General features: G+C 68.8%; 13 protein-coding genes. 5 read left to right on the top strand and 8 right to left on the bottom strand.

What is annotated here, in order from left to right:
• The 4 genes from AB3X43_RS17150 to AB3X43_RS17135 form a co-directional block, all read right to left on the bottom strand.
• A partial coding sequence (locus AB3X43_RS17150) for a lysophospholipid acyltransferase family protein (RefSeq protein WP_369431087.1) occupies positions 1 to 525 on the bottom strand: 525 nt, incomplete at its 3' end.
• Positions 518 to 1,381 carry a MipA/OmpV family protein gene (locus AB3X43_RS17145; protein WP_369431086.1) on the bottom strand — a complete coding sequence of 288 codons (864 nt, stop codon included), beginning with the start codon at positions 1,379 to 1,381 and terminating at the stop codon, positions 518 to 520. The genes AB3X43_RS17150 and AB3X43_RS17145, both read right to left, overlap by 8 nt.
• Positions 1,378 to 2,355, bottom strand: a complete 978-nt coding sequence (locus AB3X43_RS17140) for a chorismate transformation FkbO/Hyg5 family protein (RefSeq protein WP_369431085.1) — start codon at positions 2,353 to 2,355, stop codon at positions 1,378 to 1,380. The genes AB3X43_RS17145 and AB3X43_RS17140 overlap by 4 nt, the downstream gene beginning before the upstream one ends.
• Entirely contained in the window at positions 2,352 to 3,695 is a 1,344-nt protein-coding gene (locus AB3X43_RS17135; protein WP_369431084.1) for an NAD(P)/FAD-dependent oxidoreductase, read from the bottom strand. Before AB3X43_RS17135 ends, AB3X43_RS17140 begins: the two co-directional genes overlap by 4 nt.
• A 104-nt stretch (positions 3,696 to 3,799) precedes the next feature.
• Here AB3X43_RS17135 and AB3X43_RS17130 point away from each other — a divergent pair, with 104 nt between their 5' ends.
• Positions 3,800 to 4,543, top strand: a complete 744-nt coding sequence (locus AB3X43_RS17130) for a metallophosphoesterase family protein (protein WP_369431083.1) — start codon at positions 3,800 to 3,802, stop codon at positions 4,541 to 4,543.
• 1 nt (position 4,544) lies between these two features.
• Positions 4,545 to 5,981, top strand: a complete 1,437-nt coding sequence (locus tag AB3X43_RS17125) for a serine/threonine protein kinase (protein ID WP_369431082.1) — start codon at positions 4,545 to 4,547, stop codon at positions 5,979 to 5,981.
• A gap of 22 nt (positions 5,982 to 6,003) precedes the next feature.
• Here AB3X43_RS17125 and AB3X43_RS17120 read toward each other — a convergent pair whose 3' ends face one another.
• The 3 genes from AB3X43_RS17120 to AB3X43_RS17110 form a co-directional block, all read right to left on the bottom strand.
• Positions 6,004 to 8,484, bottom strand: a complete 2,481-nt coding sequence (locus tag AB3X43_RS17120; protein WP_369431081.1) for a hypothetical protein — start codon at positions 8,482 to 8,484, stop codon at positions 6,004 to 6,006.
• Positions 8,485 to 8,570: 86 nt separating this feature from the next.
• The gene (locus tag AB3X43_RS17115) at positions 8,571 to 9,515 is read right to left on the bottom strand and encodes a pyridoxal-phosphate dependent enzyme (RefSeq protein ID WP_369431080.1); all 945 of its coding nucleotides are present in this window, start codon (positions 9,513 to 9,515) and stop codon (positions 8,571 to 8,573) included.
• Between the two features lie 61 nt (positions 9,516 to 9,576).
• Positions 9,577 to 12,084 (bottom strand): chemotaxis protein CheW, encoded by a 2,508-nt coding sequence (locus AB3X43_RS17110; protein WP_369431079.1) that lies wholly within the window; start codon positions 12,082 to 12,084, stop codon positions 9,577 to 9,579.
• Positions 12,085 to 12,304: 220 nt separating this feature from the next.
• On the opposite strand from AB3X43_RS17110, the gene AB3X43_RS17105 reads away from it, so the two are divergent.
• A complete protein-coding gene (locus tag AB3X43_RS17105; protein ID WP_369431078.1) occupies positions 12,305 to 13,489 on the top strand; it encodes an AAA family ATPase in 1,185 nt (394 codons plus the stop codon).
• A gap of 24 nt (positions 13,490 to 13,513) precedes the next feature.
• Here the strand turns inward: AB3X43_RS17105 and AB3X43_RS17100 are convergent, their stop codons facing one another.
• Positions 13,514 to 15,241 (bottom strand): long-chain fatty acid--CoA ligase, encoded by a 1,728-nt coding sequence (locus AB3X43_RS17100; protein WP_369431077.1) that lies wholly within the window; start codon positions 15,239 to 15,241, stop codon positions 13,514 to 13,516.
• Positions 15,242 to 15,417: 176 nt separating this feature from the next.
• On the opposite strand from AB3X43_RS17100, the gene AB3X43_RS17095 reads away from it, so the two are divergent.
• Positions 15,418 to 16,782: an argininosuccinate synthase gene (locus tag AB3X43_RS17095; protein WP_369431076.1), complete on the top strand. Its 1,365-nt coding sequence runs from the start codon at positions 15,418 to 15,420 to the stop codon at positions 16,780 to 16,782.
• 10 nt (positions 16,783 to 16,792) lie between these two features.
• Positions 16,793 to 17,113: a pyrimidine/purine nucleoside phosphorylase gene (ppnP, locus tag AB3X43_RS17090; protein WP_369431075.1), complete on the top strand. Its 321-nt coding sequence runs from the start codon at positions 16,793 to 16,795 to the stop codon at positions 17,111 to 17,113.
• Positions 17,114 to 17,171: the final 58 nt, after the last annotated feature.

Raw genomic sequence — 17,171 nt, 5'->3', positions numbered from 1 at the left:
GTGGATCTGCGTCGGCGAGGGGCTGCGCGTGCCTTCGGGGAAGAGCACGAGGTGGTCGCCCGCCTTCAGCCGCTCGACGGCGCCGCGGATCATGTGCCGCGGCGAGTCGTTGGCGATGTAGCGGGCCAGCCGCGCGCCGGCGCCGAGGAACACGTTGCCCATCAGCGAGGCCTTCATGATGCAGACCGTGCGCGGCACCCGCGCGATGATGAGCAGCGCATCGAGCAGGCTCGGGTGGTTGGCCGCGATGACCAGCCCGCCCGGCTCGTCGCGCAGCGCGGCGAGGGCGGTGTTGTCGATGCGCAGCAGGCCGCTCAGCCGTGCGCTGGCCCAGAAGATCCGGTACACCCACGACACGCCCGATTGCCCGATCGCCCGGCCACGCGCTTCCGGCAGCAGCGGGTGCAGCAGCACGGCCACCAGGTTCCAGGCCAGCGACAGCACGCCGAGCCAGCACAGCAGCAGCAGCAGCCAGGGCGTCAGCAGCAGGCGCACGGGCAGGGGCGGTCGGCGGGGTTCAGTCATCCGAGCGGGCCTCCTGCGATGAGCTGGCCAGCACCCAGGCGACGGCCACCCCCGCCGCCACGGCCTGGCGCTGGCGCACCAGCGGACTGTCGGCAAAGGCCGCGCCGTCGAGCCGCTCGACGCGCACGAACGCGCCGATCCACGTGTGGTCGAAGCGCTGCGACACCGCCGCCAGGGCCTGCCAGCCGGCGTAGCCGCCGCGGGCGGTGTAGGCCGGGCGCGCGGCGGTCGCGTCTGCCGCCGACACGCCGTAGAAATGGGCATGCAGTGGCTGCGAGCCCCATGTCGGGCCGGTCTGCAGGCCCAGATTCCAGCCAGACGACCACCGGGGCAGATCCAGATTCAGGGTCGGGGTCAGCACGGTGCCGAGCATCGGGACCCCCCGTGTCAGGCCGATGACCGCGCGCAGCGGCAGGTCCGCGCTCAGGCGGGCGGAACCGTCCGCCGCTGTCCAGAGCTGCGTGGCGAGCTTCGGGCCGAGTTCCACGGTCGCGGGCAGATTCGCCATGCCGAGCCGCGCCGGGTTGTCGTGGCTGCGCACCGGCGCCGAGGCGTGGGCGCTCAGGGTCAGCTCCCAGCCAGGGGTGTCGATCAGCACGGCGCGTGCGCCTTCGCGGTCCGCGCGCAGCCACTGGCCGCGGTAGACGACGTAGGGCACCGGCAGCAGGTAGCGGTGCGACACATCGGCGCCGGCATAGTCGGGCAACTGCACCGCGGCAACGCCCGCCCCCAGCTCCCACAGCGGGCGGCGCGGGGCGTCGCTGCCGGTGTCGGCCGCATGGGCGGGCAGGGTGGCCAGGGCGAGGGTGAGCGCGGCCAGTGCCGAGCCGGAGTGTGGTGGCGGCTGCATCGTCATCGTGGTGCCTCTCCATGGCATTCGATCTCGACCAGCAGCTCGCTGCGGCAGACATCCGCCCGCAGGTAGACCGCCCCGCATGCGGCCGGCGAGTCCGCGCCCACGGCTTGCTCGAACACCGTGCGCACGGCATCCAGATCAGCGGCGTGGCGCACGTAGACGGTGTGCGCGAGCTGGTCCAGCGCGAAGCGGGCGGTGGTGGTGGCGTGGGCCGCGTCGAGCACGGCGCGCAGGTTGCGCAGGGTTTCCTGCGTCTGCTGCACGACATCCCCCAGGTGCACCGAGGCATGGCCGACGATGCTGGCCGTGCCCGAGACGAACAGCGTCTCCCGCCCCGGTGCGAGTGCGGCCAGCGTGGCGCGCGAGAAGGTGGGGCTGCGCGGGCCGTAGGTGGCGGGGTAGTGGTAGGCGCTGGTCTGGCGCGGGTTCTCGACCGGGCGTGGGGCCTGCGGTCCGGCGAGAAAGGTCAGCGAGAGCGGCCCATCCGCCGTGCCCAGCGCGCAGGCGGCCGGGGCACCCTCGAAGGCCGCTGCCTCCGCGTCCAGGAAGGCCTGCTGGCGCCCGATGTTGAAGTGGCGGTAGACCTCCAGCCCGTCCCGCTCGGCGTTGAGGTGCGGCAGGTAGTTCCAGAGCTTGAGCAGGTGCGGTCCGCCGTGTCCGCGCAGCGTGCGGAACAGGTCGGTGTAGAGCTGGTGGGTCAAGGTCTGCAGCGCTGCGCCGGTCGCGGGCATCGGCAGGACCGCCTCGCCATAGAGCCACTGGCCGTCGTCCTGGTGGCGGATCAGCCCGGTGCGGCCGTGGCGGACCGGGCTGGCGCTGGTCCAGCATTCGGTGATGGCGCAGGCCGGATGCAGCAGGGCGGGCAGACCGGCCTGACCGACGCCAGGGAGCAGATCGCGCTGGCCGAGCGGAGGGACGCCCGTGGCGCGGGGCAGGTCGGCGCTGCGGGGCCGACGTTCGAACAGCAAGGTCACGCGGACGCCACCTCGACCTCGCGGAGGTTGTGCTGTCGCCGCCGCCACGCCCGCCAGGTGCGCAGCGGGTGCGCCAGCGACACCATCCAGTACAGGCTCTTGAACGCGGCCAGCGGGCGGCGGAACGGCGTCTGGCCGTAGATGTCGCCGGCCAGCACCGTCAGCAGCGCCTCCTTCATGCGCAGCGGGTTCTGCGGCGCCATGAAGAACTCGCGCATCGTCGGGTTGGTGACGCGGAAGATGAACCAGCTGAACTCCTTCGGCCCGGCGCGCATGAACTGCTCGAATTCGGCGCGCTCGACGGTGCACGCCGAAGGGTGCTTGTCCAGCGAGGCTTCCACCAGCGGCAGCGCGGCGTAGGCGCTCTGCATCGCCAGATAGACGCCCGAGGAGAACACCGGGTCGATGAAGGCGAAGGCGTCGCCGAGCAGGGCGTAGCGCTCGCCGGTGCAGTGGGCGCCGGTGTACGAGTAGTTGCCCGTCGCGTGGACCTGGTCATCGACCAGCGTCGCGTCCTTGAGCCGGTCCGCGAGTTCGGGGCACAGCGCGATCGTGTCGTGGAAGAACGCCAGCAGCGGCTTCCTGCGCGACTGCATGTAGTGCGGCCAGGCGACCGCACCGACGCTGGTGGTGCCGTCCGCGAGCGGGATGAACCAGAACCAGCCGTGGGCAAACCACAGGATCGTGATGTTGCCTTCCTTCCTGCCTGCGAGGCGGCGGGCGTTGGCGAAGTGGCCATAGAGCGCCGAGCTGGCATGGTCCGGGTGCTTCTGCTTCGACTTGAACTTGTTGGCGAGCAGGGTGTCGCGGCCGGTGGCATCGACGACATAGCTGCAGCGCCAGGTCTGCCGGGCACCGTCGTCGCACTCGATCTCGACGTTCGCACCCTCGCCGTCGAACGCGACACCCCGTGCCCGGTGGCCTTCGAGTGTCGTCGCACCCGCCTTGGCGGCCTGGCGGAACAGGATCTCGTCGAGGTCCGAGCGGCGCACCTGCCACGCGTACGGCATCGACTTGTCGAGTGCGTCGCCGAACTCCAGGTAGCTGCGGTGCGCGTGGTCCTGCGACACGAACTCGACGCCCCACTTCGGCATGCCGATCGCCTCGACCTCGGCGCGCACGCCCAGGTCGTCGAACAGGGAAACGTTCGCCGGCAGCAGCGATTCGCCGATGTGGAAGCGCGGGTGGTGGGCTTTCTCGATCACCGTGACCTGCCGCCCGCGGCGGGCGAGCAGGGTCGCCAGCGTCGATCCGGCGGGGCCGCCGCCGATGACCAGCACATCGCATCGCCGGGCTGCGCGTCGGTCGATCGATTCGGAGGGGAATGGCAGGTCGTTCATTGGGTGGGGGAAGGAGGTCGATAAGACGAGAGCGATTTTAGGTCGGGGGGATGCGTTACAGTTTTCACGTTCGGCGCATGTACACAACACGAGATGGACCCCCCATGAAGCTCGCCCTCATCACCGACATCCACGCCAACCGCGAGGCCTTCGAAGCCTGCCTCGAACAGGCGCACCTGCACGGCGCCGACCGGCTCGCCTTCCTCGGCGACTTCGTCGGCTACGGTGCCGATCCGGGCTGGGTGGTGGAGCAGGTGCAGGACCTCGTCTCGCAGGGCGCCATCGCCGTGCGCGGCAACCACGACGAGGCCGTCGCCCGCGGCCCGAGCGACCACCTGGTCGAGGATGCCCGCCGCGCCGTCGAGTGGACCCGCGCGCAGCTCACACCCGCGCAGCTCGATTTCCTCGGCGCGCTGCCCTACACCCGCGAAGACCTGGGTTGCCTGTTCGTCCACGCCAACGCCTACGCGCCGCCCGCCTGGGACTACATCCTCGGTCGCAACGAAGCCGTGCGCAGCATGATGGCCACCGAGGCGCGCCACACCTTCTGCGGCCACGTCCACCAGCCTGCCCTCTACCACCTCTCCAGCACCGGCAAGATCGCCAACTTCACGCCCGTGCCCGGCGTGGCCGTGCCGGTGCCGGGGCATCGGCAGTGGCTGGCGCTGCCGGGGGCGGCCGGACAGCCGCGCGACGGCAATCCGGCCGCCGCATGGGCGATGTTCGATCTGGCGCGGCTGACGCTCACCTTCCACCGCGTGCCGTACGACCACGACGCCACCGCCGCCAAGATCATCGCGGCCGGCCTGCCGCGCGCATTGGGCGATCGACTGCACCAGGGGACGTGACATGCAGGGCGGGATGGTGAATTTCTCGGCCGGCGAGATGGTCGATGGCTTCCTGCTGGAAGAGCGGGTGCACCAGGGCGGCATGGCCAACCTCTGGCGTGTCTCCCACCCGGAGCACCACAGCCCGATGCTGATGAAGGTGCCGCGCATCAAGGGCGGCGAGGATCCTGCGACCATCGTCGGCTTCGAGGTCGAGATGATGATCCTGCCGATGCTCAAGGGCGTGCACGTGCCGCGCTTCATCGCCAAGGGCGACTTCGCGACCCGGCCCTACATCGTCATGGAGCACATCCCCGGCGACTCGCTGCGCCCGCGGCTGGACGAGGCGCCGCTGCCGATCGACGAGATCGCCCGCATCGGCGCGCGCGCAGCGACCGCGCTGCACGACCTGCACCGCCAGCACGTCATCCACCTCGACGTGAAGCCGAGCAACATCCTGTTCCGCCCGACCGGCGAGGCGGTGCTGGTCGACTTCGGCCTGAGCCGGCATGACCACCTGCCCGACCTGCTCGACGAGGAGTTCAACCTGCCGATGGGCACGGGGCCGTACATGTCGCCCGAGCAGGTGCAGTTCCTGCGCAGCGAGCCGCGCGCGGACCTGTTCGCGCTCGGCGTGATGCTCTACCACCTGACGACCGGCCAGCGCCCGTTCGGCTCACCCGACAGCGTGCGTGGCCTGCGCGAGCGGCTCTACCAGCAGCCCATCGCGCCGCGCCGCCACCGGCCGGACTGCCCGCCGTGGCTGCAGGAGATCATCCTGCGCTGCCTGGAGGTCCAGGCCGACCAGCGCCACCCGAGCGCTGCGCACCTCGCCCACGACCTGCTGCACCCGGACCAGATGCCGCTCACCGAGCGCGCCACCCGGGACGGCGTCCCCAGCAAGCTGCAGACCTGGCGGCGCTGGTTCTCCGCGCTGGGGGCGGAGCCGTCGGTGCGCGGCTCGGTGGGCGACCAGCTCAAGCGGGCGCCGATCATCCTGGCCGCGGTCGACGTCGACAACGCGGCCGAGCCGCTGCTGGACCTGCTGCGCGAGACGGTGCGGCGCATCGTCGCGACCGAGCCGGGCGCGCGGCTGGCCTGCGTGGGCGTGATGAGGACCAACCGCATCGGGATGGACGAGCTGACCGACAAGGCGGGCCAGAGCCTGCACGTCAAGCAGCTCGTCGGCCTGAAGCACTGGGCGCGCCCGATCGCGCATGGTCTCGGCCTGGGCACCGGCCTGCTGACCTTCCACGTGCTGGAGGCACCGGATCCGGCCACGGCGATCGTCGAGTTCGCCCGCCGCACGCAGGTCGACCACATCGTCATGGGCGCGCGGGCGAGTTCGGCGCTGCGGCGCTACCTGGGCAGCGTGTCGTCCGAGGTGGTGGCGCAGGCGGACTGCACGGTGACGGTGGTGCGGGTGCCGCCGGCGCAGGGCGAGGTGGAAGAGGGCTGAGCCCCGCGCGTTCCCCGGCCCGTCAGGGCAGCACGATCTGCCTCGGCGTCAGGCTGTCGCTGGTCGTGCCATCGCCGAATTGCCCCCAGGCATTGCTGCCCCAGGCCCAGAGGGTGCCGTCGGTCTTGATGCCGAACACATGGTCGCCCTGACCCAGGAGCTTCCGGTAGCCAGCGCCGATCAGCAGCGGTGCGGTGGTGCTGGGGGTGGTGGAACCGTTGCCCAGTTGCCCTGCCGCATTGGCGCTCCAGCCCCAGGCGCTGCCGTCCTTCTTGAATCCGAACGCGATGTTCGGCGCACCGCTGGCGGTCACTTCATCGCTCTGGATGGAGACGAACCCCGGGTCCAGCGGCATGGGGCTGTACAGATTGCCGCTGCTGCCGATGAGGGCTGCCGCATTGTTCCCCCAGGCCCACAGATCCCCATTGGTTTTTGTCGCGATGGCCCGGTCCCCTCCGGCGAGAGAGAACGACCGGTAGTCGGCTCCGATTTTCTGGGGGACGAGCGAGGCCGTGTTGGTGCCATTGCCCAACAAGCCGGACGCCTGGTCGCCGGATCCAGTGGATGCGCCGGACACCGAATTGCTTCCCCAGCTCCAGAGGCTGCCATCCAGTTTCAGCGCGATGGTCGATGTGCCGTTGCTCTGGAGGCTCGAAAACCCGGTGCCAATGGTCTTGGGCGCCAGGATGTTGGTGGTCGTTCCGTCTCCCAGGACGCCCGACGTGTTGCCACCCCAGGCCACCAGGGTGCCGTCCTTTTTCAGCGCCAGAATGCCTGGCGCCGTGGCAGCATTGGCGTAGCGGCCCGTGCAGACGATGCTGGCGTAGTTGGCGCCGATGGTCTTCTCGACGACGACCGGGAATACCGTCCCGTCTCCCAGCTGGCCATTGGTGTTGCTGCCTTTCACCCAGATCTTGCCGTCCTTCTTCAGCGCGACGGAGCTGCTGTCGGGCAGGGGGGTGTTGCACACCTGCGTGCTGGTGTCTTTCAATACACCCGCGGTCCATTTGAGCAGCCGGGTGTTGTAGACCAGCTTGACGGTGCCGGTGAGGCCGCTCTTCAGCAGGACGCGGACTTCGCCGTCGCTGTTCGGAATGAATCTCGTGACCGTGGCGTCCTTGAACAGCAGCGTGGGGACGCCGCGTGTGCTGGAATTCCAGTACCAGATGCTGCCGTCCCCTCGCAGGACGTAGACGGAGGCGTCTTTCTTGTCCTCCGGCAGATGGTTTTCGTAGACGTCGAGAATCGTTCTGGCATCGATGACGCCTGCGATGGAAATGGAATGCAGGGCCAGATTGGTGACCCCGGCCACGGGCAGGGTCGTCGGACAGGCTCCGGCGGTCGGGGCGCTGCGCTGCAGATAGCCCACCACCTCCGCCTGCGTGGCCGAGCCGGTGAGTCCGATGGTGTACTGCTCGCCCTTGAGCGCCTTGACCGTGGCGGAGGCGACCAGTCTTCCGTTCTGGTAGAGCTTGCTGCCCGTCGATGCCGACAGGCACTGCCCATTGTCGTCACTCCCGGCGACATAGACGGGCGACTTGCTTTCCGTGTTGGCCACCACATTCGCCGCCTCGCTCTTGTTGCGGTCGATGACCTTGTCCACACCGCCCGAGGTGTCCACCCACCGGGACAGGGACTCGGCCGTGTAGAGCGTGGTGTTGTAGAAACTGTTGAGATTGATGGCCAGCCGATCGAAATCGACCGCCTTGTAGGCGGCGCTCATCTGTGGCGCCAGCGGGGTGGCGAATTTCGGGGAGTTGTTGATCTGGCCGTCGTCTGCCAGGTCTTTCTCGAACTGGTTGATGAAGCGGGTGATGCCACCCCCCGTGACACCAATCTGCGTGACCACGGCCGACAAGGCGGTCAGCACCTGGTCGGCGTTGCGGTTCTTGCTCAGGTCCAGCTCGCCGAAACTGGCCGGCTGGGTGCCACCGGCCAACAGTTCGGTGCTGTTGTAGATGGAAAAGGCCGCCAGCACTTCGCGCTGCGCCTGCGCCCGTGCGGCGGAAAACCCGAGCGGTGCGGTCGCCTGGGTCATGAGCGCCCGGATGCGGGCATTGGACAGGTCGGTCAGCAGATTGATGTTGATGGCCCGATCGACCGACAGGTCGCTCATGCCGCGCAGCGTCACGGTGTCCGCGGACACCTGGCCGGTGAGTTCGTCGAGGTAATAACCCGTTGCGGTGGATTCCAGCAGCCGCTGCTTGAAAATGGTGTTGGCGGGCTGGAAATTGCCAAAATCGTCGTGGATCTCGAAGTTGTAGCTCGTGCCGAGCGGGACCAGCGTGGTGGGGTTGAGTTCATTGATGCTGATCGAGGAGCCCATCGTGAGCGGTCCCTTTTGCGCGACCCCGCTCTCGACCTGGTAGCTCCTGTCCACCTGTGTGGCGGTGTCCCCCGAGCCTCCGCCGCAACTGCTGAGCGCCGCACCAAGCACGAGGGTCATCGACGCGGTGGCCGTTGGCCGCAGGCGGGCGTTGGGACGGAGGGTGGTTTTCTGCACGATAGTCGCTCCCATGCGGTCTGGAAAACAGAGACCTGGGGCTATCTATCGGGGATTACCTCCCAATCTTGAGTATCGACGCCTGCTCACGCAGCGTCTGTCAGGGCGTGGCGCCACGCCTGGATCTGCGCCAGTGTCGCCGTCGCGCCCCCGCACACGATGACCAGCACCTGACGGAATCCGGCCAGATCGGCCGCGTGCTGGGCGCCATGGACGGCGGCCAGCGCCGCGCCGCACGCCGGCTCCACCAGCACCCGGTGGTCCTCCAGGAACTGCTCGCAGGCGTGCAGCGCGCTGGCGTCCGACACCAGCACGCTGCGCACCGGCCGTTCGCGCCACCACTGCACCGCCTGTTCGCAGACCTGCCGGGCGCCCAGCGACGTGGCCACGCTGTCGATGCGGTCCAGCGGCACGGGGCGGCCGGCCAGCGTCGCCGCATGGAAGGACGCGGCGCCCTCGGTCTCGACCGCCAGGATCGGCACGCCGTCCCACCCGTGGCGGCGCATCCCCTCGGCCACCCCGGACAGCAGCCCGCCGCCGCCGACCGCCAGCACCACCGCGTCCGGCACCAGCCCGGCGGCGCCCACCTCGTCGACCATCGAGGCGTGGCCCTGCCAGAGCAGCGGGTCGTCGAAAGGGTGGAGCATCGCGTCGCGGGCGGGGTCGAGCAGGGACAGCGCGTGGGCGTGGGCCTCCTGCCAGGAGGCGCCGTGCACGATGACCTCGGCGCCTTCGAGCGCGAGCAGGTCCAGCGCCCGCGCCGTTGTTGTCAACGGCACCACGACCGTGACCGGCACCCCGAGCCGCCGCCCCGCACAGGCCACTGCCAGCCCGGCATTTCCGCCCGACGACGCAACGAAGCGGCGTGCGCCCTGCGCCTGGTAGGTCTGGCAGGCCAGGCCGATGCCGCGCAGCTTGAACGAGCCAGAGGGTTGCAGCGCCTCCATCTTGAGCCAGACGGCACGGCCGGTGGACAGGCTCAGAGGGCGGGATTCGAGGAGGGGCGTGGGGATGTGCAGCGGGGTGGGCATGGTCTTGGCAGAGAGGGACAGGGCTGGGCATGGATTGTCCGCCCGTCTCTCCCTGTCCGCCTCACGCCGCGGCGGCTCCCTGCCGCCGCACGAACATGGCCAGCCGCTCCCCATCCAGCAGCTGGATCGCCACCCGTCCCTGGTTGGCGCGGATGATGTGGCTGACCCAGTGCGCGCCGCCGAGCGGGTTGGCCACCACGGCGCGGTCCTCGACCTCGGCGACGGCGTGCAGCTCGTCCACCAGCAGGCCGCAGGTGTGCGTGCCGACGCGCAGCACGAGGACCTGGCCGTCGCCGCGGGCCGGAGCGCGGCCGAGCAGCTGCGCGAGGTCGTGGACCCAGACGTAGCCGCTCTCGCCCGCCGCCTGCCGGGAGACCATGCCGACGCAGCTCGCACCACGTGCCAGCGCCACGCGGCGCATCTCGCTGGCCGACACGGCCTCCAGCACATGGCGGGCATGCAGCGCCATCAGCTGGCCGTCCAGCCAGAAGGTGGCGTATTCCTGCGCCGTGCCGTGTTCGGCCTGCGTGGCCTCCAGCAGCACATCGTCCGCGCGCTCGGCCGTGTCGTGTGCCTGCACGGCACCGAAGTGGCGGATCACCACGGCCTGCACGTCGTCGCGGTGGCCGTCCGAGGTCTTGAACTCGCGGTAGCCGGCCGAGGTCGAGCTGGCGACCACCGCGTACTGGCCGGCGTGCACGCCGATCTGGGTCTCGAACTGCCCGCGTGCCGCCGCGGTGGCCGTGCCCGGGTGTTGCCAGGCGCTGCCGACCGGGTGGTCCGGGTGCGTGCTGGCCAGCACGCGGCCCTGCGGCGAGACGAACAGCGCATGCGTGTCCGCCTTGAGGGCGACGGCGCCGTCCAGCATCGCGCGCAGCTCCGGCGCGCTGTCGAACACCAGGCCGATGCCGCCGATCACCCGCTTCGGGTCCTGCGGGTGGCGGATGGCGGCGTGGTAGACGTAGGTCGCGGCGTCGGCGTAGAGCGGGTGCGGGCCGAAGCCTTCGACGTGGTAGTGCTGCGTGTCGGTCAGGGCCGTCACCCGCGCCAGCGTGTCGGGCTCCACGCGGGCGCCCTCGGGCAGCGGCGTGCCGGTGCTGACGAGGATCGTGCCGCGGGCGTCGTAGAGATAGAGCCGCGTGTAGACGGTGTAGAGGCTGTTGATGTAGCCGAGCACCTGTGCCATCGACGCGCAGGCGGCGGCGTCCGGCGCGGCCATGCCCTCGCGCAGCTGCGGGTTCAGCGCCCACCAGCGGCAGTCGTCGGCGCGCTCGTAGAGGTTGCGGTCGAGCAGGTCCACCAGCAGCCGCGCGGTGTAGCCGGCCTGGGTGAGGCCGGTGCCGAGCACGGTCTGGTAGAGCGCGTCGATCGACTCGCGGAAGAGCTTGCTGCTGCGGTGGCCGGTCTCGCTGATCTGCTCCAGCACGGTCTTGAGCTGGGTCATGTCGCGCCCGCTGCCGGCGGTCATCACCTGGCCGTTCCAGACGATGCGCTGGATGTGCTGGGCGGCGACCATGATGTCGTGCAGCGGCGGGCAGAACGTGCCCGCGTGGGAGAGCAGGCCCTGCAGCAGCGGGGGCGGCAGGTTGTCCGTCGCACTGGTGTCGGGCTGGTCGAAGGCGACGTCCAGCGGCATCATCACCTGGCCGAGCCAGCCGGTCGGCCCTGGGTAGCCCTGGTAGCCGGGCGAGGCCTGGGTGGCGATCAGGTAGAGGCGGCCCTGGTGGATGAAGGCACCGGGGTGCTGGTCGCGGTTCACGGGCACGGTGACGCCCAGCGGCATCCAGCCCTCGTCCGAGCTGGCGATGATGCGGTGCCGGTCGTCGAGCAGCAGCATCACGCTGCGCCCGGAGGGGTCGCCATGGGAAGCGAAGATGCCCTGCATCTCCTGCTGGAAGTTGAAGCTCAGGCACAGCATGCCGACCGGCTGCGCGGCGCCGGGGCGGTGCATGCGCCGCGAGTAGATCAGCGCCTGGGGCGAGCCGGGGCGCAGGTCGGTGGCGCGGAAGGTTTCGAGGTAGGTGTCGCTGGTCAGCGAAGCGGGCAGCAGTGGGTCGCGGCTGAACTCGACGGGCGAGCTGCCGTCGGTCTGGGCGAGCACCTGGCCGGTGGTGTCGAGCAGCAGGATCTCGTCGTAGACGGTGTACTTGTGGCGGTACTCCTGCAGCCGGCGGTAGGTGCGGCCCTCGTCCTCGACGGGCTGGGCGACGAAGCTGCACAGCTCCGGGTCGGTGGCGAGGAAGCCGACGTCGGCGGTGCGCTCGTAGAGGTTGCGCACGACGATGTCGATGACGTACTGCGCGCGGGTCTGGATCTGCCCGATGGCATTGCGCAGCTTTTCGAGCACCAGACTGGACACGAGGTTGCGCTCCATCTGCCCGAACTGGGTGCGTGTCGCGGCCATGGTGGGCAGGATGGTGCGGGCGTCCTGCGGGCAGTTCATCTTGGCCGAGGCCTCGATCAGGCTCCACATCAGGTTCAGCTCCCGCAGCGACATCTCGCACCGGGTCACGTCGCGCATGTACGGCAGCAGGGTCTCGACCTCGGCACGGCTCAGGGTAATGCTCATCTTGCGGTTCTCTGGTCTGGGATGGAGCCAGTTTCCGCGCAACTTGTGTTCCTGGATCGGGGGTGGTGGGGGCGGAAATCACGGTTGCGGTGGGCAATGGCGCCTGTGGGCACCGACAGCCAGTCGCATTGCAGGTAGGTGCTTACCCATCAAATTGGTTGATCTTATCTATTTATGGCAATTTTTCAGTAAACTTGGAATAGACCACTAAGGATCACCCATGGACGCCCGCGACAACCCCTATGTTCCCGGAGCAGGTACCCCGCCCCCAGAGCTTGCAGGGCGTCACGACGTTCTCGAACGAGCCGAGGTCGCGCTGGTCCGGATCCAGCGCCGACGGCCATCCAAGAGTCTCATCGTGGTGGGTCTGCGCGGTGTCGGCAAGACGGTCTTGCTGGTCCGGTTTCAGAGCCTTGCTGAAAAGCTGGGATACCAGTCGGTTCTGATTGAGGCACATGAAGGCAAGACCTTGCCCGAGCTGATCGTTCCATCCATGCGCAAGCTGCTGTTCTCGCTCAGCATTTCTGCCGCCGCTGGGGACAAGGGACGAAAGGCGCTGCGCACGCTGCGCAGCTTCATGGGTTCGGTGAAGATTTCATGGAACGACATGGAACTGGGCATCGAGCCAGCCACCGGCACGGCCGACAGTGGCGACCTGGAACATGACCTATCCGACCTTTTCGTTGCTGTCGGGGAGGCGGCTGCGGAGAAGAATACCGCCGTCGCCATGTGCATCGATGAAATGCAGTACCTGAGCGAGAAGGAGTTCAGCGCGCTGATCATGGCGCTGCACAAGGTGTCGCAGCTCAATCTGCCGCTGATCGTCGTCGGTGCGGGGCTGCCGCAGATCCTGGGTCTGGCGGGGGAGTCGAAGTCCTACGCGGAACGGTTGTTCGACTACCCGCCGGTGGGACCACTCGGTGCTGAGGACGCTGAACAGGCCATTCGACAACCTGCGCGCGACATGAATGTCCTGTACGAGCCGGATGCCATCGCGAAAATCGTTGCCGTGACCAAAGGCTACCCTTACTTCCTTCAGCAGTGGGGATATGAGGTGTGGAACGTTGCACCGAAATCGCCGATCACCTTGGCGGACGTGGACAAGGCCACTGCTAACGCCATCAGCGCCTTGGATCAGAGCTTCTTCCGCGTCCGATTTGACCGCTGCACGCCCTCGGAGAAGCGCTATATGAGGGCGCTTGCCGACTTGGGAGAAGGCGCCAAGCGATCCGGAGACATCGCGGACCGACTCGGTGTCAAAGTCACCAGCGTTGGCCCGACCAGATCCAAGCTGATCACGAAAGGGATGATCTACAGCCCGCAGCATGGGGAAACCGCGTTTACGGTCCCGCTGTTCGACGAGTACATGCGACGCACGATGCCCGGGATCGACTGGAAACGCTGAATCGTTTGCTGAAAGGTAGGTGCGCTATCCAGCCGCCGACTCCCGGCGCTCCCGCTCCTTGTCCTGCAACAGCCGCCACATCACCTTCCCCGTCCCCGACTTGGGCAGCGCCTCGACGAACTCGACCAGCTTGGGTGCCTTGTACGCGGCCATGTGCTCGCGGGCCCAGTCGATGATGTCCTGCTCGGTGGTCTGGCCACGCGCTTCCTGGCGCAGCACGATCACGGCCTTGACCGTCTCGCCGCGGTAGGCGTCCTGCGTGCCGATGATGCAGGCCTCGGCCACCGCGGGGTGGCGGTACATCAGCAGCTCCACTTCCGACGGCCAGACCTTGTAGCCGCTCGCGTTGATCATCCGCTTGAGCCGGTCGGTGATGAAGAAGTAGCCCTCGTCGTCCATGCGCCCCAGGTCACCGGTGCGGAAGAACGGCTTGCCTGGCACCCCCGGCAGCTCGATGAACGCGGCCTCGGTCGCCCCCGGGTGCTTCCAGTAGCCCTTGAACACCATCGGCCCGTTCGTCACGATCTCGCCGACCTCGCCCACGGGCAGCTCCTCGAACGTCACCGGATCGACCACCCGCGCATCGACGCCGAAGATCGGCATGCCCAGGCACTGCAGCTTGGCGCGCTCGGGTGGGTTGGCGTGGCTGGGCGCGGCGGTTTCGGTCAGGCCGTAGCCTTCCGCGAAGGTCAGGCCGAACTCGCTCAGCAGCCGCTCGGCCACCGCCTGCGGCATCGCCGCCCCGCCGCCCGAGAGGTAGCGCAGGCTCGACAGGTCGAAGCTGCGGTAGTTCGGGCTGGCGAACAGGTCGATGACCATGGTCGGGATGCAGGTCCAGTGGCTGATCCGGTGGTGCGAGATCAGCCGCCCGGCGAGGTCGCGGTCCCAGCGTGGCAGGATCACCACCGTCGCGCCGCCCCACACGGGGCTGAGCACGCCGTAGAGCATCCCCGTGATGTGGAAGAAGGGCACGACGCCCAGGCTCACCGTCTCGGCGCTGGCGTAGCTCCACAGTCCACCGCCGACGACGTTGGCCATCAGCGTGCGGTGGGTGTGGATGCAGCCCTTGGGCAGGCCGGTGGTGCCGGAGGTGTAGGGCAGCAGCGCCATGTCGTCCGGGCCGCTGGTGTGCGGCGAGGGCGTCCGGCCCGCGGCGAGCGCCTCGGCCAGCGGCGTGCAGCCGGCGGGCAGGGGCGGTGTGGCGCGCAGCCAGGCGTCGATCGACGGCGGAGGCGCCAGCGCCGGATCGGCCGCGGCCTCGTCGCCGAGGTAGTCGCCATAGCGCGTCACCACGATGGCGCGCAGCCGCTGCGCCTCGGGCAGCCGGACATCGGCCTCGGCGACGATGGCGGCCAGGTCCGCGCTGGTGATGACGACCTTGGTGTCGGGGTCGGTGATGTAGTGGCCGAACTCGTCGACCCGGTTCATGGGGTTCACCGGAACGACCACCGCGTTCGCCCGCACCACGGCGTAGAACGCGACGATGAACTGCGGGCAGTTCTGCAGGAAGAGTGCGACCCGGTCGCCCTGGCCCACGCCCTGCGCCTGCAGCCAGCCGGCCAGCGCCTCGGCCTGGCGGTGCAGGGCGCGGAAGGTCAGCGGCTGGCCGAAGAAGAGGTAGGCGGCGCGGTCGGGATACCGCTGCGCGCTGGCTTCGAGGTTGAACCAGAGCGAGGTCTCCGGCAGCACGAGGTCCGGCGGCAGGCGCTTGGGCCAGTGCTTCAGGTGGGGGCGGTCGGCGGGGATGGGCATGGGGGACTCGCAGCGCAGTTCGGACGATGTGCAAGGTATACGCCGGTCCCGCGCCGGATGGCATCGGGGCGTCCCGCAGGGGCTGTCGCGGTCGGGACAGGCCGGCCGCGCTAGGAGAACGCCGCTGCGCGGTCCTAAAATCGAGGTTTGCTCATTTCGCATCAGCGGCAGTCACCATGTCCCAACAGATCAAGCGCGTCGTCCTCGCCTATTCGGGCGGTCTGGACACCTCCATCATCCTCAAGTGGCTCCAGGACGAGTACCAGTGCGAGGTCGTGACCTTCACGGCCGACATCGGCCAGGGCGAGGAGATCGAGCCGGCCCGCGCCAAGGCCATCAAGATGGGCATCAAGCCCGAGAACATCTTCATCGAGGACCTGCGCGAAGAGTTCGTGCGCGACTTCGTGTTCCCGATGTTCCGCGCCAACGCGCTGTACGAAGGCGAGTACCTGCTGGGCACGTCGATCGCCCGCCCGCTGATCGCCAAGCGCCTGGTCGAGATCGCCCAGAAGACCGAAGCCGACGCCATCTCCCACGGCGCCACCGGCAAGGGCAACGACCAGGTCCGCTTCGAGCTGGGCGCCTATGCGCTGATGCCGGGCGTGAAGGTCATCGCGCCGTGGCGCGAGTGGACGCTGTCCAGCCGCGAAAGCATGCTGGCCTACGCCGACCAGCACGGCATCCCCGTGGACTTCAAGAAGCGCAAGGGCGGCGGCGCACCGTACTCGATGGACGCCAACCTGCTGCACATCAGCTATGAAGGCGGCATCCTCGAAGACCCGAACTTCGCGCCCGAAGACAGCATGTGGCGCCTGACGCGCAGCCCGGAGAAGGCACCGAACAAGCCGCAGACCATCGAGCTGACCTACGAGAAGGGGGACGTGGTCGCCATCGACGGCGAGAAGCTGTCGCCGGCCCAGGTGCTGAGCAAGCTCAACGAGATCGGCGGCCTGCACGGCGTCGGCCGTCTGGACAAGGTCGAGAACCGCTACGTCGGCATGAAGAGCCGCGGCTGCTACGAAACCCCGGGCGGCACCATCCTGCTGGCCGGCCACCGTGCCATCGAGTCGATCACCCTCGACCGCGAAGTGCTGGCGCTGAAGGACGACCTGATGCCGCGTTACGCGCGCATGGTCTACAACGGCTACTGGTTCGCGCCGGAGCGCGTGCTGCTGCAAGGGCTGATCGACGCCTCGCAGGCGACCGTGAACGGCACCGTCAAGCTCAAGCTCTACAAGGGCACGATCATGTGCGTGGGCCGCGAGTCGCTGACCGATTCGCTGTTCGACCCGAAGATCTCGACCTTCGACGACGACGGCGGCGCCTACAACCAGGCGGACGCCGGCGGCTTCATCAAGCTGAACGCGCTGCGCCTGCGCATCGCCGCGAACGCCCGTGCGGCGCGCGCGCCGAAGCCGGTCGCCAAGAAGGCTGCTGCGCCGAAGAAAGCCGCTGCGCCCAAGGCCGCCCCGGCAGCCGAACAGGCCCCGGCCGCCAAGAAGCCTGCCGCCCGCAAGGCCGCCGCGAAGAAAACCGCCTGAGGAGCCGGACATGCGCAACGAACAACTGAGCGTCGCCAGCGTCGGCACCAAGGCCAACGTCTACTTCGACGGCCGCTGCGTCTCGCACGGCATCACGCTGGCCGACGGCACGAAGAAGAGCGTGGGCGTGATCCTGCCCGCGTCGCTGACCTTCAACACCGGCGCGCCGGAAATCATGGAAACCGTGGCGGGCGCGTGCAGCGTGCTGCTGCCGGGCCAGAACGAATGGCAGACCTTCGGGCCGGGCCAGTCGTTCGGCGTACCGGGCAACGCGAGCTTCCAGATCAAGGTCGAGGGCGAGCCTTACCACTACATCTGCCATTTCGGCTGATCCGGCTGGTCCCGGCCCTGGGAGGGACCACAGAGGCGTGCGGCGTGGGTCAGTGCCG

The sequence above is a fragment of the Sphaerotilus sp. genome, from assembly GCF_041083715.1.
GTDB lineage: Bacteria > Pseudomonadota > Gammaproteobacteria > Burkholderiales > Burkholderiaceae_C > Sphaerotilus.
Note: the sequence above shows the minus strand (reverse complement) of the source record. Positions and strands in the feature narration are given on the sequence as shown.

Excerpts from the sequence above, each read along its gene's own strand:
- AB3X43_RS17105 (WP_369431078.1), top strand. The coding sequence starts at position 12,305 with ATGGACGCCCGCGACAACCCCTATGTTCCCGGAGCAGGTACCCCGCCC.
- AB3X43_RS17115 (WP_369431080.1), bottom strand. The coding sequence starts at position 9,515 with ATGCCCACCCCGCTGCACATCCCCACGCCCCTCCTCGAATCCCGCCCT.
- AB3X43_RS17145 (WP_369431086.1), bottom strand. The coding sequence starts at position 1,381 with ATGACGATGCAGCCGCCACCACACTCCGGCTCGGCACTGGCCGCGCTC.
- ppnP (WP_369431075.1), top strand. The coding sequence starts at position 16,793 with ATGCGCAACGAACAACTGAGCGTCGCCAGCGTCGGCACCAAGGCCAAC.
- AB3X43_RS17135 (WP_369431084.1), bottom strand. The coding sequence starts at position 3,695 with ATGAACGACCTGCCATTCCCCTCCGAATCGATCGACCGACGCGCAGCC.
- AB3X43_RS17095 (WP_369431076.1), top strand. The coding sequence starts at position 15,418 with ATGTCCCAACAGATCAAGCGCGTCGTCCTCGCCTATTCGGGCGGTCTG.
- AB3X43_RS17100 (WP_369431077.1), bottom strand. The coding sequence starts at position 15,241 with ATGCCCATCCCCGCCGACCGCCCCCACCTGAAGCACTGGCCCAAGCGC.
- AB3X43_RS17125 (WP_369431082.1), top strand. The coding sequence starts at position 4,545 with ATGCAGGGCGGGATGGTGAATTTCTCGGCCGGCGAGATGGTCGATGGC.
- AB3X43_RS17130 (WP_369431083.1), top strand. The coding sequence starts at position 3,800 with ATGAAGCTCGCCCTCATCACCGACATCCACGCCAACCGCGAGGCCTTC.
- AB3X43_RS17110 (WP_369431079.1), bottom strand. The coding sequence starts at position 12,084 with ATGAGCATTACCCTGAGCCGTGCCGAGGTCGAGACCCTGCTGCCGTAC.